Here is a 23,275-nt window from a genome sequence, read left to right on the forward strand (position 1 = left end):
CCTTTAAAATTCAAACCATTGACCGTCTGTGGTCAGGTACCAGTCTGCGAGAACATTGTTCATGTCTGGATTGTACCAACTTATAGAACCATCGCGGTTTAAAATTACAAGCCTTGTCTCATTCTTCGCGATTTTTAAAGGAAGAGAAGCGCTTCTTTTGTATTCAAAATTTCTTCTTGCAACTAAATTGTAGGAACGGATTCTCGATTTTCCCATATTCGTATATAAAACAGGGAAAGAAAGATAGCAGATTGCGTTTGCATCTTCTGAATTTTCGTTTACGAGAGTTCTAAAACTATTTGTCGAAGGATTAAACGAAAAAAGAGAAGTGATAGCTCGGTTTTGTGCATTTGAAGAAATCAAAATTCCGTAAATTTCTGATTTTTCACCGCTTTGCATATCTTGATTATAAACTAACGAATAAGCGACATTCCCACGTACATTTAGAGGAACAGTTTCTTTTGTGCGCGTATTTACATATAAGAGCGGAACTTGCGGAGTTGTCGCACTCGTTTTTGCAATGTACAAATCCGTTTCGCTGTATAAAAGTGCATCTTGAATTCCTGTTCCATTGTAGAGATTTTCTTTTTTCAGCGAAGAAATCGAATACATATTTACCGAAGAGCTTCCTTCTATTGCAAGCAGATTTTGACCATAAATTTTTAAAGATTTTATATTTGCTTCTGGTGTAAAAATATCAGAAACATTACCCGTCGAAAAATCCAAAAGTTGAACAGTTTTTCTTGAATCCTTTGTCCACAAAATTACATTTTGACCATAAGGAAGTATGTTCGTGTGGTTAGGATTTAAACCTTTTTTATCTACAATTCCGTTATCATAAGAAGAAAGAAAAATCGCATTAGGCGTTAAAAAATAAAAACTGTCATTATAAGACGCGATGTCGTATATGTAATCGTACATCTTATCGCTTAGTGGTTGAAGTACATCGACTCTTTCTGCGACATTGCTGTCAAATTTGTAGATATTTCCAAGGTTTGTCCCTGCAAATATGTTTTCTCCGTTTTTTACAGCAGAAATCAATTCTTCTCCCTGCTTTATTCCTGTAAAAGTTCTTATCAGTTCGGGCGATATTACATTTTTGTTCCTGTCATTTTGAATCATATAGAGTTTAAATTGACGGTTTTCGTTTGTTATGTAATAGAGATTTTGATTTTTATTTGAAGAAAAGATTACAGGTTTCTTGCCAGCAATTTTTTCTTTTGCAACTGTTTTTCCATTTGTTGCCTGAATTATGTATATAAAACCGTCTTTGTAACCTGCCAGAAAAACATTGTTGTTGAACATAACTGGCTGGCTCAAAAAAGATTCTGTGTAAAATTTTGCTTTTTGTTCTCCTGTTTTTAAATTGTAGTAACAAAGCGAGCCTGTCGGCGAATACGAAGCAAGTGTGTTTTCGCTTTCGCTTGTAACAAGTAGATTTACCGCACCAGTTGATTCCTTTAATTTTTTTGAAGTTATAGTATTGTTAGAGGTGTTTAAAAAATATGTTCCCTTGTCGCTTGCCGTTCCGCACAAAACAAAAGTTCCTTTTGCAGAGTAGGACAGTGAAGTTACAGGTGAATTAAAAGTAAAGGCGCATTTTCTTGAAAGCGTGTTGAAATTCCAAACGCTTACCATATTAAAAGAAGCGCCATCGGTTTCGTATATTGCAACATCGCTTTTGTTTGGGCTTCGAGCAATCATTTTTATTTCCACATCGCTCACCTGATAGTGTTCGCCTAAGCCATCTTCTGTCCACTTTATTATAAAACCATCTTTGCCGACGCTAAAAACTGTGTTCTCTTCTGAAGTCGCACCTTCAAGAACTGCTAATTCAGAAACTGCCCCTTGATGAGCCTGTGTCGAAAGATGTGATTGTGCAAAAGAAAAACTGCCTAAAAAAACAAACGCTAAAAAAACGATAAATTTATTTTTCATGAAAAAGCCTCACAAAATAGTTAAAATCACCTATCATCGCAATTATAAAGAAAAAAGCGATGAAAACTAAACCTATATATTGTACACGATTGCGTATTTTTACAGAAATACGCGTGCGAAAAATCATTTCTATTATTGAAACTAATATAAGTCCACCGTCTAAAATTGGGATTGGCAGTAGATTCATTATAAAAAGCGAAATGCTTATGAGAGCTATAAAATTCAATACCGAAGAAAGCCCTGTTTTTAAATCACTGGAAAATGCCGATTGAACTGTGTCTCCCAACATTGTTGTTATGGAAGCAGGTCCGCTCACAGCTTTTGTAACATTTACTCCTTTAAAAAGGGTTGCAATTCCTTTTATAGAAGCGTTAAAAATCGAAACGGTTTCCTTTCCTGCTTGAACAAGGCTTCCAAAAAATCCGTAAGTTTTTGCCTGGCGTTTTATAGTTGTGCCCGAATCGCTTACAACTCCAATTTTTCCAGAGCCAGTATTTTTATCCAAATCTGAATGCACATAAAAAGTCATTTCTTTGCCTTCTCTCAAAACTTTTATTTTGAGGTCTTCATCTGGATGCAAGGAAACAAAAGAATATAATTCTGAAAAGTCTTCTATTTTTTTCCCATTTATCTGCATTATTATATCGCCAGTTTTTATTCCAGCATTTGCAGCAGGAGATGATATTTGTGGATAAACTTCGTTTGCAAGGATGATTTTGTTAGAAGCAGACCAATAACTAAAGCCTATCAAAGCGATTAAAAAAAATGAAAAAAAAGTGAGAATCAGATTTGAAAAGGGACCCGCAAAAGCGATAAAAGCGCGTTTTAAAGGCGAAACCCCATATAGCGAATCTTTTTCGCTTGAAAATTCCATCACGTTTTTTTCGGACTCTGCAAAATTTTCACCTTTCATAGAGCAATAGCCGCCAACAGGAAAAAGTGAAATTCTCCAGTCGACGCCTCTAATTTTCTTATGCAACAAAACAGGTCCCATTCCTATGGAAAACGCTTCGACTTTTACTCCACTTATAATTGCTGCAATAAAATGTCCCATTTCGTGAATAAAAACAATCACGCCAAGTATAAAAAGACCGTATATTATTTTTAAAATCATACCTTTAAAAACTCTTTTGCAAATTTTCGGGCAAGTTCATCGGCTTCAAAAATATCTTTTAAATCTCTAACAACTTTGTTCCACAAATTTTCTTTGGACATAACATGTTCAACGGTTTCTGCAATTTCAGAAAATTTAATTTTTTCGTCGATAAAAGCCCACGCTGCAATTTCGTTTGCGGCGTTAAATGCGATAGGGTGGCAATTATCCTTTTTTGCCGCTTGAAACGCTAAATCTAAAAGTGGAAAATCATTTGTTCTTGGTTTTTCAAAGGTCAAAGTTCTCTTTCCATCTTTTGTATCAGTAAGGTCAAAGGGCTTCATAAAATTATTTTCGACTTTTGGCCAATTCAATGCTTGGATTATAGGATGCTTCATATCAGGTTCGCTCATTTGCGCATATACGATTCCGTCTTTTGTGCGTACCAGCGAATGTACTATGCTTTCTGGATGTACAACAACTTGAATATCATCTGTGGAAAAAGAAAAAAGCCTTTTTGCTTCTATAACTTCCAGGCCTTTATTTCCAAGAGTTGCAGAATCAACAGTTATCTTTGTTCCCATGTTCCAGGTTGGATGTTTTAACGCATCTTTTAGAGTTGCTTCTGCAATTTTTTCGGATTTCCAGGTTCTAAAAGGACCGCCACTTGCAGTTATTATTAATTTTTCAACATTTTCTAGTTTACATTGCTCTAAAAGAGTGAATATTGCAGAGTGTTCACTATCTACAGGAAGAATTTTGCAGGAATTTTTTTTTGCAAGGTCAAAAATCAAAGGTCCTGCCATTACCACAGATTCTTTGTTTGCAAGGGCAAGATTTATTCCGCGTTCTAAAGTTAAAATTGTGGAAGTAAGCCCCGCACTTCCAGAAATTCCGTTTACGACTATGTCTGGCTTTGTTTCGTCTAAAAGTTTTTTTATTCCATCATAGCCGTCTTTGCTTGTCAAAGTTGAAGGGCAGTTGAACAGTAATGAAAGTTCGTCTAATTTTTTTGAATTGGAATTTGCACTAAGACCACAGCAGAGAAATTTTTCAGGCTGATTTTTTATTATGTCGAGCGTGCTTGAACCTATTGAACCTGTGCAGCCTAAAACTAAAATTCTTTTTTTAAATTTTTCGTTGCTCATTTTTATAGATTTTTATATATGTGCGTTATTGCAAAATAAAAGACCGGAGCAGAAAAGATTATGCTGTCGATGGAGTCTAAAATTCCTCCTCGACCTGGAATTATCGAACCAGAATCCTTGCATTGAGACGAACGCTTGAATACAGATTCAACCAAATCGCCAATTATCGAAGTTAAAGAAATCAAAACTCCAAGCAAAATGATTTTTACTATTGAGCCTGTAAAAATATCGCTCCAAAGATGGTAACATAAAACTCCACTTAAAATTGAACCGAAAATTCCGCCACAAAATCCTGCAATGCTTTTGTTCGGGCTTGCTTTTATAAAACCCTTGTTGTTTTTTCCAAAAAGAACTCCAAAAAACCACGCAAGCGAGTCGCAGAAAAAAACCATTGTAAAAAAAGTTATTAAAATCTGTCTTGAATGTTCAAAAAATGTCATTCTCGAAAGAAAAGTAAAAAGTAGACCGATGTAAGTTAAAATCAAAAAAGATGAAGCTATGCGATGGTTAGAATCTTCAAAAGTTTTGCTAAAGATAACTTCAATCATAAGGCAAAGCAAAAGAGAGGCTATGTACGAAAAATAAACGAACGAAAAATCAAAAACGAAGATTGCGCGTGCAAACATCACAAGGTGAATAAAGCAGGTGAGGGGGATTATGATATATTTTTTTTGAAGTTTAAAATTATGACTCAAAATATGATAAAATTCCGACGAAGCCAAAATTGCCGCCATTGTTATTACCGCATGCAACGCAAGATGATTGAATTGATTGAGCATTATCAGTGCGATTATAACTGGAATGCCAATAAAAAATATACAAAGTCGCGAGATGACTTTACTGTTCATAATATTATCCCCTGTTATTTAGTTTCTAAAACAGAACCAAATCTCCTATTTCTTTTTTGAAATTCTATTATGTTGTCGAAAAATTCATCTTCAGTATAATCTGGCCAAAGAGTATCTGTAAAGATAAACTCAGCGTATGCACACTGCCACAGCAGGAAATTGCTCAAGCGTTGCTCGCCACCAGTTCGTATCATAAGGTCAACATCTGGAACAAAAGGCAAATCAAGCTGGTTGGAAAGTTCCTGTTCTGTTATCAGAGACGAAACCTGCTTATTTTCAATCAATTTTTTTACGGCACGCACGATTTCATCTCTGCTTCCATAATTTATTGCAAGGATGCAGGTTGTACCTGTAAAATCTTTTGTTTCTTCTTTTGCTTTTATTATTTCTGCTTGAACATCTTTTGGAAGTCCAGATAAATCTCCAATGTGTTCAATTTTTATTCCGTTATTTTTATAAAATTGAAATTCTGCTCGAAGATGACCTTTTATCAGCGTCATAAGGTAACCAACTTCTTCTTGAGCGCGCTTCCAGTTTTCAGTTGAAAAGGTATATAAAGTTACGTATTTTATTCCCAGTTTTGCTGCTGCCGCGACAATTTTTTTTGCAGACGAAAGACCTTCTTTGTGTCCTGCAGTGCGAGGCAGCCCTTTGTTTTTAGCCCAGCGACCGTTTCCATCCATGATTAGAGCAATATGAGTTGGAAGAACGTTCGCCTTTATCTCTTCAATCTTCATTTAAAATTATTATGCGAGTATTTCTTTTTCTTTTGCATCGCAAACAGATTGAATTTCTGCTATATATTTGTCGGTGAGTTTTTGAAGTTCATCGGTTTCCTTTTTTAACTGATCTTCTGTTATCTCACCTGATTTTTGCTGTTTTTTTAAATCTTCGTTTCCGTCGCGGCGGATATTGCGAATAGTTGTCTTGTAATTTTCTGCGATTGATTTTGATTGCTTTACAAGTTCTTTGCGGCGTTCTGAAGTCAAAGCAGGAATCGAAATGCGGATTACTTTTCCGTCATTTGAAGGATTCAAGCCTAAATCTGCAACTAAGATTGCTTTTTCAATATCAGAAATAAGCGATTTGTCAAAAGGAGAGATTACAACAGTGCGAGCTTCTGGAATTGAAACCTGTGCAACCTGATTTAAAGGAGATTTTTGTCCGTAATAATCTACCCTTACTTTATCAAACATAGAGGCTGAGGCGCGACCAGTTCTGATAGTGTTCATTTCGTTTTTTATACCTTCAAGGGTCTTTTCCATTTTTGCTTTTGCATCGAATGCCATAAAATTATCCTCTCTTTTTTCGCAAAGTTTTAATTTACTAAAATAAAAATCAAAAGCGGCTTGAAAATTCAAAACCGCTTTTAAATCTGGTAATTATTTACCTAAAACGAAAAGAACAATCTTTCCAAATGACAATTTTGCACCTACAGATTTTCCAACTTCTTCAAGTTTCTTTTCTACAGATACTTTGTCATCTTTTACAAATGCCTGTTCAACAAAGCAACTTTCTGCAACAAGTTTGTTGATTTTGCCTTGAAGAATTCCGTCTTTTACATTCTGAGGTTTGCTTGCCATCTTTTCGTCAGCGTTCATCTGTGCAGCAAAGATTTCTTTTTGCTCATCGATATAAGACTGTGGAACATCGGCTTTTGTAATGTAAGAAGGAGTAAATGCTGCAAGGTGAAGACAACAATCTTTTGCAAATGTTTTTACTTCATCAGCAGTTGAACCTTCAACTATTACGATTGCACCTGTTTTGTTGTCAGAGTGAACATAAGTTCCAACGCTGGCATTTTCAGGAATTGTTAAACAAGCAGCACGGCGAACAGAAATATTTTCGCGGAATTTAACAAGAGCAGGTTCAATAGCCGCTTTGTGCGCATCGTTAACTTCATCATTTCCGTTTTTAAGCGTAATTTCTACAGCGTTTTCTGCAATCTGAATAAAGTCTGGATTGTTAGCAACGAAGTCTGTTTCGCAAACAACTTCAACCATTGCAACTTTGTTTCCTTCCTGTTTTATAACGATACGACCTTCGCCAGCAGCGCGGTCTGTACGTTTTGCCATTGCAGCAAGACCTTTTTCTTTCAATATTTTTTCTGCTTCGGCGATATCACCATTTGCATCCTGAAGTGCTTTTTTACAGTCGAGCATCCCAGCACCGGTTGATTCGCGCAAAGTTTTTACATCAGCAGCAGTAAATGCCATTTTTGTCTCCATCAATTATTTGTCGAATTTTTCAGCGAGATCTTCATCATCGCTGTCGTCTTCAGCTTCTTCTTCCTTTGGTTCTGTAGGAGTGTAATTGCTGTAGTCATCAATTTCTTCATCGTCTTTTTTTGTAGAAGCATCTGTCATGATTTCTTCGTCGTCAGTCAAAGTTTCGATGATTTTAAGACCTTCTTCGTTATTAGCTTCAACAACAGCGTTTGCAATAATAGAAGTGAAGAGAGTAATTGCTCTGATTGCATCGTCATTTCCTGGAATTGGGTAATCGATTCCTTCTGGGTTACAGTTTGTATCTACAACTGCAACGATAGGAATTCCCATGCGGTGTGCTTCTGCAACTGCAATCTGTTCTTTATGTGTGTCGATGATAAAAAGTGCACCTGGAAGTTCTTTCATCTCTTTGATACCGCCAAGATTTTTTGTCAACTTTTCTTTTTCTTTAAGGAGATTTGCAACTTCTTTCTTTGTGAGATTATCGAATGTTCCGTCGATTTCCATCTTTTCAATTTTCTTGAGACGCTGGAGCGATTTTTTGATTGTAGAAAAGTTTGTAAGCATTCCGCCAAGCCAACGGTTATTGATATAGAACATTCCGCAGCGTTCTGCTTCTTTTTGAACTGCCTGCTGAGCCTGTTTTTTTGTACCAACAAAAAGAACTGACTTTCCAGAGGCTACTACCTTACGAATTGCTTCGTAACTGTCTTTGATTGCACCGATTGTTTTTTGCAAATCGATGATATGGATACCATTGCGTTCTGCGAAGATATACTTCTTCATACGTGGATCCCAACGCTTTACCTGGTGACCAAAATGTACGCCAGATTCAAGCAAACTCTTCATGGTTACAACTGCCATAAAGTGTCTCCTTCACCGGAAAAACATCTTTTTTATTATTAAAATGTTTTCCACCGAACTCTGTTTCTCGAGGCGCATAAAATATGCGTCCGGAATATTTACGAGCTTATGTCTAAAAACCTACGGTCTGCCACAAGTCCCGACAAGACTACTCCAAAATAGAATAATTTTGTTCGCGCAGCATATCATAAAGTTCAAAAATTGGCAATCCCATAACAGCACTGTTTGTTCCTTCTATTTTTTTTATAAAACAACTTGCAATTCCTTGTATCCTATAACCACCAGCAACTCCATGCCATTCTCCAGTTTCAATATACCAGTCGATTTCTTCGCTAGCCATTTCATTAAATGTAACTTCTGTTATTGCAGTTCTGTTGGAGACATAGTGAAGTTCGCTATTAAAAAGGGCAAGCCCTGTTATAACTTTGTGAGTTTTTCCCTGTAGGCTTTCAATGTAATTTGCGGCTTCCTGTTGGTCTTTTGGTTTTCCTAAAATTTTATTTTCGTGGACTATTATCGTATCTGCACCTAAAATCCAAGGGTATTCTGTTCCTTGAGGAGCACTTCTAGCTACTGAATCGACTTTTCTCGTTGCCAAAAATTCTGGAATAGATTCTATTTGCATATCTAGCGGATATTCTTCTTTAAAAGTTGGCAATACTACTCTAAACGGAATGTTCAAAAGTTTTAAAATTTCCTGTCTTCTTGGAGAAGATGAAGCTAGAATTATGGGTTCCATTTTAGACTCCTGTAAAAATCATCTTGCTTTTATAATTGTAAATTTAGAAAAGCGAGATTGACAATTTTTTTTAATATTTATATTTTTCTGTGAAGGGGGATTAGCTTAATTGGATAGAGCGTCGGCCTCCGGAGCCGAAAGTTGCGTGTTCGAATCTCGTATCCCTCAAAATAAAAAAGGCATTTCTTTTTAAAACATAGAAATGCCTTTCCTTTTATATAATCATAATCGATTATTATTTTGCATTTGAATTATTTTTTGCTGAAGAACCAGAACCCTGAAGTTTTTTTAGTAATTCCAAAGCCCTTGTACGAACAGGTGTTACATAGCGATAGTTTGCTGCAATTTGACCTACCGCCTGAATCATTGGACCTTTGTTTTCTACTTTATCAGCAATTTTTTCATAAGCGATTAAAACTTCCAAAGCCAGTGAAGATGTCGGATTTAATACAGCATTCTTTTTTTGAGCCCAAGCGATTGTTTCAGAAACTTCGTCATTGTTGTTTATTCCGATTTCTCCCAAAGAGCGAATTGCCGCAGTGATAACCATAGGTTCGTTGTCTGCAAGTGCGATTTTAACCAAAGTATCTTTCGATTCTTCTGTTTTTACATTTGCCAATATATCGCAAGCTTTCGCTCTTATGTCTGGGAAGTTGTTCATCAAACGACCGTTTGTCCTTGATTGAGTTGTAATTCCTTCTCCTGCTAATCCGCCCAGTGCTTTCATCATATCTGGAGTTGCTCTTCCTTCGTTTACAGCGGTTTCAAGGTATTGTAGAGCGACAATCTTGTTGTCTCTTTCTTCCGAATTTGCAAGTTCTGTGATTACAACATCTTCCACGCTGCTTAAGTATTCGCTTTCTACGTTTGACTCGTTAGAGTTTTTAGATGATTGTGCGAAAAATGGAGCACACAATACTGCAAAAAATGCGATTGATGCGATATATTTTTTAGATTTCATTAAAAATCCCCCTTGGATTGATGCTTTTATCATCGGTGTTTGTATTAAAAATATTTAAAAAATTATAAATTATTACTTGCTAAAAATCAATAAAACTAACCATCGATTTTCGGAAGGTGAAGATACCAGCGTCCGTTTATTTTATTAAAATAATAGTAAACAGTGTATTTCTCGTCTGTATCTAAGGATTCATTCGAAGTAATTTGAACGGCTTTTACATAAGATTCTGATTCGTAGCGCAGTGTTGTTATATCTCTGCCAGATCTCGAAGGTACAAAAACGTATTTAAAATAATCCTGTAGATTTTTTAATTTTAGTCCTTTTATAGGAAGCTTACTCTGTGCTTTTTTTAGATTTGCTGGGTCTGACCAATAAATTTTTGACTCATTATTTACATATAAAAGCCATGCGTTGTAGTCATAATCGGCCATAACGCGCTTTAATTTTTCTATTATGTTTAAAATTTCAGCCTTGTCAGCTTCAAAGGTATCTTTAGAAACAGTTACTTTTCCTACCGATTTAGAATATTCATCAGTTGCTTTTTTTGCAGCAGGTGTTGCTTTCTTTGGATTTTCTGCTGTTTTAGGAGTTTCAGTTTTTGAAAGATTTTGATTTGAAGCACATCCAAAACTAAAAAGTTGAAATGCGAGTAATGATATAAAAAAGTATTTAAAAATTTTCATAATCAAGAATATACATCACTTGCGCCCTTGCGTCAAACGTGCTAAAAGAGATGGTAATGAATATTGCAGTTTTTCCAGGCAGTTTTGATCCTCCAACTTATGGCCATTTAAATGTTATAGAAAGAGCAAGTAAGCTTTTTGATAAGATTGACGTTGTCGTCTCTGAAAATCCAGTAAAAAATCATCTTTTTACGGCAGATGAGAGAATGATGATGTTAAAGACCTTGGTTGAACCTTACAATAATGTAGAAGTTCACAAATGGGATAAATTGATTGTAGAATATGCACAGAATGTGGGAGCAAAAGTTTTAATACGAGGAATAAGAAATGCAAGTGACTTTTCTTATGAGTTTGACCTTTCGCTTATGAATCATAATCTAAATTCAAATATAGAAACTTTATTCATGCCAACAGAGACTCGCTATGTAATAGTCAAGTCAAGTTCGATAAAAGAACTTGCACAGTTTGGAGGAGACATAAGCGGAATGGTTCCGCCGATAGTTTGCGAAGCGGTCTTAAAAAGATATGGCAGATAAAATTTTAAAATGACAAAAAATAAAAATATGTCAAAGAAAATATTGACACAATCTCAAATACTTGTATAATCCTAATTGACATTCAGACGGGTACTGTTATAATATTAAGCCCGTTATACAATTAACAAAACTATAGTGAGGTTATATAAATGGCAGTACCTAGAGCGAAAACTTCAAAAGCACGTACACGCAGACGTCGTAGTGTTAATATGCATCTCGTAGCACCGCAGCTTGTTGAGTGTGCAAATTGCGGCAATCTTGTTTTGCAGCATCATGTATGCCCAAAATGCGGATTCTACCGTGGACGTCAGGTGATTACACCAGAAGCTAAGTAAATCTGGATGAAAAATTATAAGGGAAGAATTTTCTAAAATTTGGAAAATTTCAACTTAACCTAATAAACAGGAGATAAAAATGGACGAATTGTTCAACAAAATCCAAAAGCTTATTGCTGAAAAATTGGAAATCGATGAAAGCAAAATTACGATGGATTCTTCTTTCCGCGGAGATCTCGGCGCTGATAGCCTTGATACTTATGAGCTTGTTTATGCAATCGAAGAAGAACTTGGCGTAAGCATTCCTGATGAAAAGGCTAATGAATTTGAAACAGTTCGTGATGCATATAATTTCATCAAAGCAGAAAAAGAATCTAAATAGTTGATTTTTATCACTTATATTTTTTTTCAAGTTAAAAACACAGGTTCATGCAGCCTGTGTTTATTTTTTTTATCAGGATGTTTTAAAAAGATATGTTAAAGGTTAAGCAGCTCTTTGAAAAAAAAGTCTATCTTGAATCAAAACGAAAATCACAATTGATTGCTTTTTGTAACGCTCTAAAAATCAATTTTAGTGATTTAATTCTTTTGGATCAGGCTTTTCATCACCGCTCATATTCAAATGAAGAACACGGTCAAAGGCATTTAAATAATGAAAGGCTTGAATTTTTGGGTGACAGCGTACTTGGGATGGTTACAGCTTCTTTTTTGTATGAAGATATGAAAAATCAGCAGGAAGGTGAGCTTTCAAAGACAAAAAGCGTCGTTGTTTCTGAAAAAATCCTTGCACCCATAGCGAGAAACATTGGAATCGATAAGATGTTGGTTTTAGGGAAAGGAGAAGAATTAAGTGGTGGACGAAACAAAGATGCTATTTTGGCAGATGCTTTGGAAGCACTTATAGGAGCATATTATTTAGATCGGGGGTTTGATTCGGTAAAAAAACTTGTGCTTTCCTTCATAGTTCCTGAGATAAAAAAAGTTCAAGAAAATAAGGGACAAAAGGATTATAAGACTTTGTTGCAGGAATATTCCCAAAAAAGATTTAAAACTTGCCCAGTGTATCAACTTGTAAAAAAAACAGGACCGGATCACGATAGAGTTTTTTGGGTGAGTGTAGTTTTTGATGATAGGACTTTTGGTCCTTGCGATGGGAAAAACAAAAAAACTGCGGAGCAGAATGTCGCAAAGCTTGCTTTGCAATCGCTTGAAAAATAGTTTTTTTTTGAAAAACTGTGTCTTTGTTATTGACAGTTTTTTTTCTTTTTGCTATATTCTTAACATAATTTATGCGGTAGTCATATAACGGCTCATTATCTCAGCCTTCCAAGCTGATGACGAGGGTTCGACTCCCTTCTACCGCTTATTTCTTATAATACAAAGAATTAGCGTTTTCTATAAAACCTGCACAAAACCTAAAAATATATCGTGTTACCAAATGTGTGACCAATATGTCTAGGTATAGAGAACCTTTTACAATCTTTCCTCGTAAATTGAAGTCTGGTAATGTTGTCTTGCTGTTTATGCAAGATTTTTTTTAACTTCTACCAAGTAATCAGTTTTTTCTTGAATCCAATACAATCAAATATATTCAAGTTGTTATTAAATCTATAAAAAAATTATTCTCATTGTTTTAAAATAATGATATAATTTTCTCTCATTTGTTTTCCTTTATGGAGGTATATCAAAAATGGAAACATTCTTTAAAATTCGGGAAAGAGGGTCTTCGGTAAGCCGAGAAATTGTCGGAGGTATCACTACTTTTCTTGCGATGGCTTATATTCTTGCGGTAAATCCCAATATTCTTTCTGCTTCTGGAATGAACTGGGGTTCTGTATTTACTGCAACAGCTATTTCGGCTTCGATTGCCACTCTTATGATGGGATTTGTTGCAAATCTTCCTGTAGCTTTGGCTCCGGGACTTGGACTCAACGCTTTTTTTACATATACCGTTGTTTTAGGAATGGGCTGTTCTTGGCAGCTTGCTCTTACTGCTGTTCTTCTTGAAGGAGTTTTATTTATTTTACTTTCTCTTTGCGGTATTCGAGAGGCGATAATAAAATCTATACCAGAAAGTCTTAAAAAAGCCGTTTCTGTTGGAATTGGTCTTTTTATCTGTATAATTGGTTTGGTTAATGCAGGCCTTTGTAAAACTGACACTGGAAGTTTTATTGGTTTTGTAAATTTTACCTTTGAAAATAGAACTGCTATTGTTGCTGTTATCGGCCTTGTTCTTACTATAGTTCTTTATGTATTAAAGGTTCCTGGAGCAATACTTATAAGCATTATTTTGACAACCTTGATTGGAATTCCTTTTGGAGTAACTTCTGTTCCTGAGTCTTTTAGACCTTTTTCGACTCCGCACACTCCTCATCTTTTTGCTTTTGATTTTAAAGGCATACTTTTTGACAGTGCTACTGGAAATTTTTCTGGTGTTGTACTAGGCAAATTTTTTGTAATCTTTTTTACTTTCTTCTTTACAGATCTCTTTGATACTTTAGGAACTTTACTTGGGGTTGCAAATCAAGCGAACCTTTTGACTTCTGACGGAAATGTAAAAAATGCAAAAGGCGCTCTTCTTTCTGATGCTGTTGGAACTGTTGTTGGTGCTTGCGTAGGAACTTCTACTGTAACTTCATTTGTTGAATCTACCTCTGGAGTTGCAGCTGGTGCAAGAACAGGTCTTGCTTCCGTTGTTACTGCTGTTTTGTTCCTTCTTTCTTTGTTCCTTTCTCCTTTATTTTTCTTGGTGCCTGCTTCTGCGACTGCTCCTGCTTTAATTTTTGTTGGCTATCTTATGATGAAGGCTGTTGTTGGTATACACTTTGAAGATGCTACAGAGGGAATTCCTGCATTCATAACTATTATGACTATGCCTTTTGCTTATTCCATTGCGAAAGGTATTATGTGGGGAATTATATCTTACGTTATCTGTAAGGTTGCTGGGAAAAAGTTAAAGGATATCCCGCTTATAACTTGGATTTTGGCTTTTATTTTCCTTGCAGACATAATATTTGAAGCTTTAAAATAAGTTTTAGTTTGTCTTTTCAATGGAACGGATATTCGATATATTTTTTCGAGTATCCGTTTTTTTTATGCGATTGATTTATGCGCTAGCGCTGGTAGCAGCGCCTTTGGCGGCCTCGCAATTCTGTTTTAAGCGGGGCTGGAGCGACAGCGGAACTGCGGACATAGCGGCCTGCCTTTAGGCAGGAAGCGCCCAAATTAAAAATCAGGAGGAATTATGGAAGGTGAAAAATACGTGCGCCCGACTTGGGATGAATATTTTATGGAAGTCGCAAGGACTATTGCAAAAAGGGCTACTTGCGATAGGGGAAGGTCTGGCTGTGTTATTGCAAGGGACAACAGAATTTTGGTTACAGGTTATGTTGGAAGCCCCTCTGGTCTTGCTCATTGCGATGAAGTTGGGCACCTTTTAAAAAAAGTGATTCATGATGATGGTTCTATAAGCCAGCATTGCGTAAGAACAGTTCATGCTGAACAAAATGCAATTTGTCAGGCGGCTAAAAGGGGAATTTCGATTGACGGCGGAACTGTTTATTGCAAGATGACTCCATGCAGAACTTGTGCGATGCTCCTGATAAATTGCGGGATAAAGCGAGTTGTGTGCGAAAAGCATTACCACGACGAAAACGACAGCATTAAGATGTTTGACGAAGCAAAAGTAAAAATTGAGCATTTAGAAGATACGATTCAAACTTACAAGGATATGTAAGATGAAAAGTGTGGCTTTTTTGTAAGTTTGGCTAGCTTTTGTGAAAGCGATGAAACTTTTACCTCAGATTTTCTAAAAGCCAGTCTTTAAACTGCTCGTAGTCGTTTTCCATTGGGATTGATAAGTCTTTTAGTTTTAAAACTTTTTCGAGCCTGTCTGGAATTGAAGGCGATTTGCCTGTCGCTTTTGTAACTGTAGAGCCAAATTTTGCCGGATGAGCGGTTTCTAATATTACGCCGATTGCATTCTTTTTTGTGATTACATCATCCACCCAAGATGGGATGTTTGGGGTAAGACCCGGTTTTGTGTAGTCATTTTTTTTGCCGGCAACTAAATCTCTCATTGCGCCGTTTTTTATGTCGCTCCATGCTTTCCAGCCGACAGAACCGTGTGGGTCTATAACATAGCCTGTTTTTGAATAGCAATCTTTTATGGAATTGATTATTCCCTCGTCATCAAGCCAGTAGGATGCAAAAAGTTGCCTTACTTCTTCTAAACTATACATTGCAGCGATTCTTTCGTAATTGCTTGGAGAACCTACATCCATTGCATTTGCGTACGTTGCAATCGAAGGGCGAGCGTTGTAAGAGCCGGTTGCAATCCAATCGGGAATTGTGCGGTTTGTGTTTGTTGCAGCCACAAAACCAGTTATTGGCGCTCCCATTTTTTTTGCTATGAGTCCTGAGGTCAAATTTCCAAAATTGCCGCTTGGAACTACCATTATTATTGAAGGCTCTTCTATCTTGTTGTATTGCCATGCTTTATTTTTCACAGAAAGTGAAGAATACATATAATAAAAACTCTGTGGCAAAAGTCTGCTTATGTTTATTGAGTTTGCAGAAGAGAGTCGAAGTTTTGAGCGTAACGATTCATCTGTAAATGCTGTCTTTACGAGTTTTTGACAGTCGTCAAAAGTGCCGTCTACTTTTAAAGCCCTTACGTTGTTGTCAAAGGTCGAAAGCTGTTTTTCCTGCAAGGGTGAAATTTTCCCTTTTGGGTAAAGTATTGTAACATCTAAGCCTGGAACGTTGTGAAACGCACTTCCTACTGCGGAGCCCGTGTCTCCAGAAGTTGCTACCAAGATGTGAAGAGGCGAATTTTCTCCTCTGTTGAAATACGACATAACCCTTGCCATAAACCTTGCACCAAAATCTTTAAAAGCGCAGGTTGGTCCATGAAAAAGTTCCAAGATATATGAATTTGGGTCTACAGCAACAACCTTTGCTGGAAAAGGATAAGCATCGTTTATAATTGCCCTGAGATTTTTATCGTCTATTTCGCCTTCCACATAAGGTTTTGCCATCTCAAAAGCTATGTCGCGGAAAGGTGGTTCTGGATTTTTGTTTAAAAATGATTTTTCAAGTTTTGGAAATTCTACAGGAATGTAAAGTCCTCCTGTTTTTTCGTTCATTCCGTTGACAACCGCTGTTCTAAAATCCACTTTTGCAGTTTTGTCTCTTGTGTCTGTGTAAATCATAGCAAAATCCTTATCCTATATTTTTATTTACATATTTTTTTAGATTTATCAAAGTCCGTAGTAAATATCATCTGCAAACTTTTGTGCAAGTTCTTTTCTTGCGCTGTTTATGCAGTTCCATTCTTTATCTTCTATAACGGTTGCGCTTTCTTCTGCTGTGCAAAGTATTGAACCGTCTTTCATGTCTAGGCAGGTTATTTTTCCTTTTAAGGTGAGAGTGTATTTATTGTCCTGAGTTTTTTCTACTTGAGAAGCGTATTTTACAGTTCCGTATACGAGATAAACAGAAGTATTTCCTAAAAGATTTTTTGCTACATTGAAAATTCTTGCTGGTTCGTCTTTTAATATCTCGTTTGAAAAATCCGCATTTCCAACTCTTTTAAATCCTTTTTGAATCAAAGAAACCAACACATTCGAAGAAGAAATTGAATTGTTTAAAATCGGTTTATCCTGTGCGTTAAAATCTACAATCGATATTGTTCCTCCGGCCACTGCTAAATTTGTTTTAACTTTATAAGGAGCAGAAACCGAAACTTCGCCAGCCAGTTTTGCGATTGCAGGGTTTGTCACATCTCCAGCAGGAAACGCACTTATATTTGAATTGAATGAATTTGTTGGCGTGGCAGGAAAAAAAGTAATTTTTCCAGAAGAATCTGTTGTCAAAGTTGCAGTGGAATAAGAGATTCTTCCTTCGACTCTTGTATCTGGATACGAAACACAAAGCTCAAGACCAACAACTGCTTTTCCGTCTGCACTTTTTGCTTCAAAAACAAAAGGCTCGTCAAAGGCGCACCCTTTTTGCGTTTCTTTTGGATATGAAACCGTGATGAGTTTTAGTCCTTTTATCTTTTTTTCATAAAGGGATTCGCTTGTTTCTTGAACAGCAGCAGGAACAGAAGAGCTGTTTATCACTTTTAATTCTTTAGGTTTTGATGTTTTTTTTGTTTGAGTTTCCTGCACTGAAGTATCTGTGTTTGCAGGTGGAACTGATACGCAAGAAATCGTAAATGAAAGTATAGTTGCTGTAAATAATGTGAATGCGATTGATTTTTTCATTTTTTCTCCCAAATTTATATCTTTAAAATATATATTAAATGTAACTTATTCTCAATAATTACAAAGAAAATTAAGATAAGAAATTTCTCATCGCAGTTTATGCAAAAATATTGCTTAAAAAGTTTTAAAAATCTATTATTAAAAATGTTATGAGAGCGACTTTTGCAAGAATACACTTGGAAAATTTAAGGCACAATATAAATTATATAAGAACAAAGATAAAACCTTCCGCAAAGATGTGCATAACGGTAAAAGCGGATGCTTATGGGCACGGAGCTGTTGAATGTGCAAGAGTTGCTGTTGAATGCGGTGTTGATTTTCTGGCTGTTGCCACGGTTTTAGAAGGCATTGAGTTAAGAAAAGCGGGCATTGATGTTCCAATTTTTCTTTTTAGCCTCTGCCAAAAAGAAGAAATAAAAGATGTCGTTCTAAACAGACTTACGCCTTTTATTTTTGATGATGAATACTTTGAACTTTTTGCCGAAGAATGCAAAAAACTTGAAATAACAAATTTTCCTGTTCATCTTGCAGTGGATACGGGAATGGGAAGGCTTGGATGCTTACCAGAACAGGCAGCAGATAAAGCTCAAAAGATTTTAGATACTGGTGTCTTAAAACTTGAAGGAATGTGTACTCACTTTGCTGTTGCAGATTCTCTAAAAAAAAGCGACATAAAATACACAAAATTTCAGTTTGAAAATTTTTTGCGTGCGATAGATTTTGTAAAAGCCAAAGGTATAAATCCTGGAATAAGACACTGTGCAAATTCTGCAATCACTCTCGCTTTTCCTGATATGCACCTTGATATGTGTCGCTCTGGAATTACGGTTTACGGTTATTATCCTGGAGATTTTACTAAAAAATATTTTGAAAAATCTGGGGAAAAGGTATTTTTAAAGCCTGTAATGGAGCTTGTTTCTAAAATACTTTCAATCCGCGATTTTGAAGAGGGGCGCGCAGTTTCGTATGGAAGGCTCTGGTATTCTAAACAAAAAACAAAGATTGCAGTTCTTCCCATTGGCTATGCAGACGGACTATTTAGAAGGTTTAACGAGATAAAGGGCGGACTTAAAGTTTGCATAAAATCAAAACCTTATTCAATTCGCGGAAGAATATGCATGGATCAGTGTATGGTCGACATTGCAGACGGAAATGGAATAAATCGATTTGATGAGGCTGTTATCTTCGGTGCAAAAGAAAATGGAGCGTATTTTTCTGCCCAGGAACTTGCAGATTTAACTGGAACTATAAGCTACGAAATTACCTGCGGAATTTCAAAACGAGTTCCAAGGATTTTTGTAAATTGAGGTTGCTTTAAATTTTACGATAAGTCTTCGTAAAGATTTTTGATGTATTTTTTTACTTCTGCCACAAGATAAAATGAACCTGTAACTAAAAGCGCTGACTTGTCGTTTTTACTTTGTTCGATTGCATTTTTTATCTGCTGTATGTAATTCGAATCTGAATGGAATTTTATTCCTTTTGAAGAAAATGCGTTTTCAACCTTTTTTAAATCCGATTTTTTTACAGTTCCTGGTATCGTTAAAAATATTTTCCCTGAAAAACCTTTAAAAAGTTCTGCAATTTCGTCGATTTTTTTATCTTCTGCACAAGCAAAAAGAAGATTTTTTACATTGAGTTTTGCCTCTTCTATCGTTTTTAAAGTAAAGGCAACGCTTCGAGGAGTGTGCGCTCCATCTAAAATTATAAAAGGAAGCTCTTTAAAAATTTTTTGCGTGTCTAAAATCTCAAAGCGACCAGGGAGGCTCGCTTTTTCAAGTCCTTTTTCTATAGTTGATTCTGGAATTTCTGGAAAAGCGAGTTTTACGGCGATTGCCGCCAAGGCTGCATTTTCCGCTTGAAAATCTCCCAAAAGTTTTAAATCGGCCTTTAACGGCCTTGCAAAAATTTTTGAATCAATTTGTGTTTTCATTTTTAAAAGGGGAAAGCTTTTTTTCGAAGCTGTGTTTATATCCGGACAATCAGATTTATTTTCATCTGAAACTACGTGAATTTTCATGCTTATATTTGAGCAGATTTCATCTATAAAAAATATGGGCGCGTTTTTTTCTTTTGCAATTTTTTTAAATACTTCTTTTACGGATTGCTTTTGTTTTGCAATCACAACTGGGGTGTTTTCTTTTATTATTCCACCTTTTTCTTGGGCGATTTTTTCTACAGTGTCTCCAAGGTATTCTGTATGCTCAAGTTCTATAGGGCCTATGCAGCAGACTTTTGGCTTTATCACATTTGTTGCGTCGAGCCTTCCTCCAAGTCCAACTTCAAAAATTGCACATTCAACCTTTGCTTTTCTAAAGCACAAAAACGAATAAAGCGTTACAAGTTCAAACCAGGTTATCGGACGGTTTTTTAAAAATTCTACAGATTCAGCATTTTCTACAAGCGAAACGAGTTCTTCCGCCGCTTCTTCATAAACTTCTTGGCTAAAAAATTTTTGATTTTCTGTTATTCGCTCTAAAAAGTTTAGTATGTGTGGCGAAGTGTAAAGTCCAGTCCTGATGTTTGCCTGTTCGAGTATCGAAGCGATAAAAGCCGAAGTTGAACCTTTTCCCTTTGAGCCTGCAACGTGAAAAGTCTTGCAGAAAAGATTTGCACGGTCTGCCTTTTTTGAAAAATATTCCATTGTATCAAGCCAGAACATATTTTTTTGTGGGAATTTTTCAAAGTTTAAAAACGAATTAAGCCAGTTTTCAAATTCTTTAATTTTGGACGAACAAAAAACATCTTCTTCATTCTGGATAAAACTATCATTTTTATTCATCTCACGCCTCTTTTTTTTACTAATATGCAATAAATTTGCCCGCTTGAAAATACGATGATAAAATTTCCAGCATAATCGTGATAATCAAAATATTTTATCAAAACGATTTGGGAGTATTTTTATGAAAAAAAATTTAAAAATTGCAATCATCGCTATCGGTGTTATCTGCTGTTCTTTTATTTTTACGAGTGCAAAAAAGCCAAAACTCACAAAAATTACTATGTGGTATGGAGGAACTGTAAGTGAAGCTGGAGAGCCTCCTGCCGACTGGATTGCCTACGATATAATTCGGGAAAAACTGGGCATAGATTTAAAACTTACGATGCTCCCTTCAAACGAAAATGACAGGGATGTTAAGTTAAATGCAGCGGCCGCTTCAAAATCTCTTCCAGATGTCTTTACTGTAAACCGTGAACCGTGGCTAAATATGATAAACAACAAAATGCTCGCTTCTGTTGACGATATGTACGAAAAAATGCCACATAGAACCAGCGTTATGTATGATAAATATGCAAAGTCGTATACGAGTGTCAACGGAGTTTCTTACGGTTTGGCAAGTCCAGGCTCTATTCCGAGAAACGAAGGTTTGTGCATACGAAAAGACTGGCTTGATAAACTCGGTCTTCCAGTTCCTGTAACTTTGGATGATTTTGTAAAAGTGATGAAAGCCTTTACCTTTGATGACCCAGACGGAAACGGCAAGGACGACACCTATGGTTTTGGCGCCTTTGTAGAAGTATATCCGCATCAAGAGGGATTTGGTAGAAGATTTGAGCCGATAATGGGTGCTTTTGGAGTTGAAGGAACGTGGTCTATGTCAAAAGAACATCCAGGTTTAAATGTTTTACGCCCTGAATATTACGAAGCGGTTGAATTCATAAAAAAACTCTGCGATGAAAAAGTTATAGATCCAAACTGGCTTGTCTACAGAAAAGACGATTTTAGGGCGAGCTGGAAGCAGGGAAAATTCGGTTGCATGAGAGAGCAAAACGCAGCCCTCGCAGCAGAAAGCAATTACGAGCCTTTTGATAAAAATTTTCCAAATGGTGAATGGATTGTAATAGAACCACCTGTAGGACCACGCGGAGAAAAATCAACTGGGTGTTGGATTCAAGGATTTAGGATAACTGCAATAAGTGCAAACGCAGAAAAAAAGAAGGACGCGATTGCAAGGCTTTTTGAATGGATGAGCAGCGACGAAGGATATTATCTTTTGGGCTGGGGACAAAAAGGCGTAAACTATGTTTTGGATGAAAACGGTGTTCCTGTTACAAAGGGACTTCCAGATCCAAAAAAAGGCTTTACAAAACCTGCGAATCAAAAGTTTACACAGCTTAGAGCGTATGTATTTTTTAATGGAGATATAGAGCTTTATTCGCGCTATCCTACATACAAAGCGCCTTATTCAGGAAAAACTATGTCCGCTCTCGACGTTTTAAAAAAGATGGATAGCCTTTCCTATACTCCTGCTGTAGGAAGCGATGCAATGCCTTTGCCAGATGCTGACATAAAAAGATTTTACGAGCAGGGAATTATTGAGTTTGTTACAGGAAAAAGAGCGATGACGAGAGATTCATGGAACGAATTTATTGAACAATTTAAGAAAATCGGTGGAAAGAGTTGGAATGATGCAGGCGTAAGATACGCTAAAGAGAATCAACTTCTTTGGTAAATATTCCCATTAAGTTTTCACAGTAAATTCCTGAATCCGTTTTGAATTGAAGCGGAAAGGTTATTTTTGTATAATTTAGAGGTTGGCAATTTTTTTTGCCAGCCTTATTTTTTTTGACAGGAACAAAAATGGCTCAAATCCAAGAATCTTTTGTAGAAGAATCAAATGCTGAAAAAATACTTGCAGAAGCGGTAAAAAAATCAGAAGAAATTGAAAAAGACATTGCAATAAATCCTAAAAAATACAAGGTTTTAACAGGTGATCGCCCTACAGGAAGGCTCCACATAGGACATTACTTTGGCTCGTTGAAAAATCGCGTAAGGCTTTCTAAAATGGGCGTTCCGACTATGATTTTGATTGCAGATTATCAGGTTTTAACGGATCACGATGCCTTTGAAAGCATAAGCCAAAATACAAAACAACTCGTAATAGACTATCTTGCAGCAGGAATTGAGGTTAGCGACGATGTTTTTATCTATCCGCACAGCCATGTTCCAGAAGCGAATCAACTTATGATTCCTTTTTTGACGCTTGTTTCCAGTGCAGAATTGGATAGAAATCCAACAGTTAAGGATGAAATTCTAAAATCAGGAATGAAGTCTGTAAATGCGGGAATGCTCACTTATCCTGTTCACCAAGCGGTTGATATTCTTTTTTGCAAGGGCAATGTTGTTCCTGTTGGAAAAGACCAGCTTCCTCATCTGGAAGTTGCAAGGCTTATCGCAAAGCGCTTTAATAAAAAATTTTCTCCTGAAAAACCGATTTTCCCTGAACCGCACGCCTTGCTTTCAAAAACACCTATGATTTTGGGGCTCGACGGTGCAAGCAAGATGTCTAAATCGCTTGGAAACACGATAATGCTTTGTGCAACAGAAGATGAAACAGCAAAGGCTATAAAAAAAGCAAAGACAGATCAGGAGCGCCACATCACTTATGAGCCAGAAACTCGCCCAGAAGTTGCAAATCTATTGAGGATAATTTCCCTTTGTACAGGAGAAGAGCCACAAGCGATTGCCGAGCGCATAGGAGATGGCGGAGGCGGAATGCTAAAAAATACACTTACAGAAGTCTTAAATGAAGAATTGCGTCCACTTCGCCAAAAAAGAGCAGAACTTGAAAAAGATGAAACTTACATCAAAAAAGTTCTTAACGACGGAGTTTTTAAAGCAAGACAAATTGCAAGCAAAACACTCGAAGAAGTTAGAACTGCAATGAATATGAATATCTAAAATTTAAATC

23 protein-coding genes and 2 tRNA genes are annotated in these 23,275 nt (G+C 36.4%); 11 read left to right on the plus strand and 14 right to left on the minus strand.

Annotation, left to right across the window (positions count from 1 at the left end; translation table 11 throughout):
• Nucleotides 1–3: 3 nt before the first annotated feature.
• The 9 genes from FXX65_RS00780 to FXX65_RS00820 form a co-directional block, all read right to left on the minus strand.
• A complete protein-coding gene (locus FXX65_RS00780; protein WP_147614669.1) occupies nt 4–1,938 on the minus strand; it encodes a WD40 repeat domain-containing protein in 1,935 nt (644 codons plus the stop codon).
• Entirely contained in the window at nt 1,928–3,052 is a 1,125-nt protein-coding gene (locus FXX65_RS00785; protein ID WP_147614670.1) for a M50 family metallopeptidase, read from the minus strand. The genes FXX65_RS00780 and FXX65_RS00785 overlap by 11 nt, the downstream gene beginning before the upstream one ends.
• A complete protein-coding gene (gene dxr / locus FXX65_RS00790) occupies nt 3,049–4,179 on the minus strand; it encodes a 1-deoxy-D-xylulose-5-phosphate reductoisomerase (protein ID WP_147614671.1) in 1,131 nt (376 codons plus the stop codon). The genes FXX65_RS00785 and dxr overlap by 4 nt, the downstream gene beginning before the upstream one ends.
• A gap of 2 nt (nt 4,180–4,181) precedes the next feature.
• The gene (locus FXX65_RS00795) at nt 4,182–5,027 is read right to left on the minus strand and encodes a phosphatidate cytidylyltransferase (protein ID WP_147612580.1); all 846 of its coding nucleotides are present in this window, start codon (nt 5,025–5,027) and stop codon (nt 4,182–4,184) included.
• Nucleotides 5,028–5,041: 14 nt separating this feature from the next.
• Nucleotides 5,042–5,764, minus strand: a complete 723-nt coding sequence (uppS, locus tag FXX65_RS00800) for a polyprenyl diphosphate synthase (RefSeq protein ID WP_147612579.1) — start codon at nt 5,762–5,764, stop codon at nt 5,042–5,044.
• A gap of 9 nt (nt 5,765–5,773) precedes the next feature.
• Nucleotides 5,774–6,316, minus strand: a complete 543-nt coding sequence (frr, locus tag FXX65_RS00805; protein ID WP_147612578.1) for a ribosome recycling factor — start codon at nt 6,314–6,316, stop codon at nt 5,774–5,776.
• 93 nt (nt 6,317–6,409) lie between these two features.
• Nucleotides 6,410–7,243: a translation elongation factor Ts gene (tsf, locus tag FXX65_RS00810; protein WP_147614672.1), complete on the minus strand. Its 834-nt coding sequence runs from the start codon at nt 7,241–7,243 to the stop codon at nt 6,410–6,412.
• A gap of 15 nt (nt 7,244–7,258) precedes the next feature.
• Nucleotides 7,259–8,119 (minus strand): 30S ribosomal protein S2, encoded by an 861-nt coding sequence (gene rpsB / locus FXX65_RS00815; protein WP_147614673.1) that lies wholly within the window; start codon nt 8,117–8,119, stop codon nt 7,259–7,261.
• A 148-nt stretch (nt 8,120–8,267) separates the two neighbouring features.
• Nucleotides 8,268–8,858, minus strand: a complete 591-nt coding sequence (locus FXX65_RS00820; RefSeq protein ID WP_147614674.1) for a Maf family protein — start codon at nt 8,856–8,858, stop codon at nt 8,268–8,270.
• Between the two features lie 94 nt (nt 8,859–8,952).
• Here FXX65_RS00820 and FXX65_RS00825 point away from each other — a divergent pair.
• Nucleotides 8,953–9,026 (plus strand) — tRNA-Arg (locus FXX65_RS00825).
• A 67-nt stretch (nt 9,027–9,093) separates the two neighbouring features.
• On the opposite strand, the gene FXX65_RS00830 is transcribed toward FXX65_RS00825, so the two are convergent.
• Entirely contained in the window at nt 9,094–9,819 is a 726-nt protein-coding gene (locus FXX65_RS00830) for a HEAT repeat domain-containing protein (protein ID WP_147614675.1), read from the minus strand.
• Nucleotides 9,820–9,914: 95 nt separating this feature from the next.
• Nucleotides 9,915–10,502, minus strand: coding sequence for a hypothetical protein (locus FXX65_RS00835; protein ID WP_147614676.1), 588 nt, complete (start codon nt 10,500–10,502; stop codon nt 9,915–9,917).
• A gap of 56 nt (nt 10,503–10,558) precedes the next feature.
• Between FXX65_RS00835 and coaD the strand changes: the two genes are divergently transcribed.
• From coaD to FXX65_RS00870, 7 genes are all read left to right on the plus strand, one after another.
• Complete coding sequence (coaD, locus tag FXX65_RS00840) at nt 10,559–11,038, plus strand: pantetheine-phosphate adenylyltransferase (protein ID WP_147612572.1); 480 nt, start codon at nt 10,559–10,561, stop codon at nt 11,036–11,038.
• A 149-nt stretch (nt 11,039–11,187) separates the two neighbouring features.
• Nucleotides 11,188–11,373: a 50S ribosomal protein L32 gene (gene rpmF / locus FXX65_RS00845; protein ID WP_147612571.1), complete on the plus strand. Its 186-nt coding sequence runs from the start codon at nt 11,188–11,190 to the stop codon at nt 11,371–11,373.
• Between the two features lie 79 nt (nt 11,374–11,452).
• Complete coding sequence (gene acpP / locus FXX65_RS00850; protein ID WP_147612570.1) at nt 11,453–11,695, plus strand: acyl carrier protein; 243 nt, start codon at nt 11,453–11,455, stop codon at nt 11,693–11,695.
• Nucleotides 11,696–11,787: 92 nt separating this feature from the next.
• Nucleotides 11,788–12,531 carry a ribonuclease III gene (rnc, locus tag FXX65_RS00855; protein WP_147614677.1) on the plus strand — a complete coding sequence of 248 codons (744 nt, stop codon included), beginning with the start codon at nt 11,788–11,790 and terminating at the stop codon, nt 12,529–12,531.
• 73 nt (nt 12,532–12,604) lie between these two features.
• Nucleotides 12,605–12,677, plus strand: a tRNA-Gly gene (locus FXX65_RS00860).
• 326 nt (nt 12,678–13,003) lie between these two features.
• Nucleotides 13,004–14,344 (plus strand): NCS2 family permease, encoded by a 1,341-nt coding sequence (locus FXX65_RS00865; protein WP_147614678.1) that lies wholly within the window; start codon nt 13,004–13,006, stop codon nt 14,342–14,344.
• 213 nt (nt 14,345–14,557) lie between these two features.
• Complete coding sequence (locus FXX65_RS00870; RefSeq protein WP_147614679.1) at nt 14,558–15,049, plus strand: deoxycytidylate deaminase; 492 nt, start codon at nt 14,558–14,560, stop codon at nt 15,047–15,049.
• A gap of 58 nt (nt 15,050–15,107) precedes the next feature.
• On the opposite strand, the gene thrC is transcribed toward FXX65_RS00870, so the two are convergent.
• Nucleotides 15,108–16,526, minus strand: a complete 1,419-nt coding sequence (gene thrC, locus FXX65_RS00875; protein ID WP_147614680.1) for a threonine synthase — start codon at nt 16,524–16,526, stop codon at nt 15,108–15,110.
• A gap of 48 nt (nt 16,527–16,574) precedes the next feature.
• Nucleotides 16,575–17,582 (minus strand): hypothetical protein, encoded by a 1,008-nt coding sequence (locus tag FXX65_RS00880; RefSeq protein WP_147614681.1) that lies wholly within the window; start codon nt 17,580–17,582, stop codon nt 16,575–16,577.
• A 149-nt stretch (nt 17,583–17,731) separates the two neighbouring features.
• On the opposite strand from FXX65_RS00880, the gene alr reads away from it, so the two are divergent.
• Nucleotides 17,732–18,889 carry an alanine racemase gene (gene alr, locus FXX65_RS00885; RefSeq protein ID WP_147614682.1) on the plus strand — a complete coding sequence of 386 codons (1,158 nt, stop codon included), beginning with the start codon at nt 17,732–17,734 and terminating at the stop codon, nt 18,887–18,889.
• A 14-nt stretch (nt 18,890–18,903) separates the two neighbouring features.
• On the opposite strand, the gene FXX65_RS00890 is transcribed toward alr, so the two are convergent.
• Nucleotides 18,904–20,364, minus strand: a complete 1,461-nt coding sequence (locus FXX65_RS00890) for a bifunctional folylpolyglutamate synthase/dihydrofolate synthase (protein ID WP_147614683.1) — start codon at nt 20,362–20,364, stop codon at nt 18,904–18,906.
• A 121-nt stretch (nt 20,365–20,485) separates the two neighbouring features.
• Between FXX65_RS00890 and FXX65_RS00895 the strand changes: the two genes are divergently transcribed.
• Together FXX65_RS00895 and trpS are read left to right on the plus strand one after the other, a co-directional pair.
• A complete protein-coding gene (locus FXX65_RS00895; protein WP_147614684.1) occupies nt 20,486–22,036 on the plus strand; it encodes an extracellular solute-binding protein in 1,551 nt (516 codons plus the stop codon).
• 128 nt (nt 22,037–22,164) lie between these two features.
• Entirely contained in the window at nt 22,165–23,265 is a 1,101-nt protein-coding gene (gene trpS / locus FXX65_RS00900) for a tryptophan--tRNA ligase (RefSeq protein ID WP_147614685.1), read from the plus strand.
• The last annotated feature ends 10 nt before the right edge of the window (nt 23,266–23,275 follow it).

Origin of the sequence: Treponema pectinovorum (genome assembly GCF_900497595.1) — a bacterium.
Classification (GTDB): Bacteria; Spirochaetota; Spirochaetia; order Treponematales; family Treponemataceae; genus Treponema_D; species Treponema_D pectinovorum.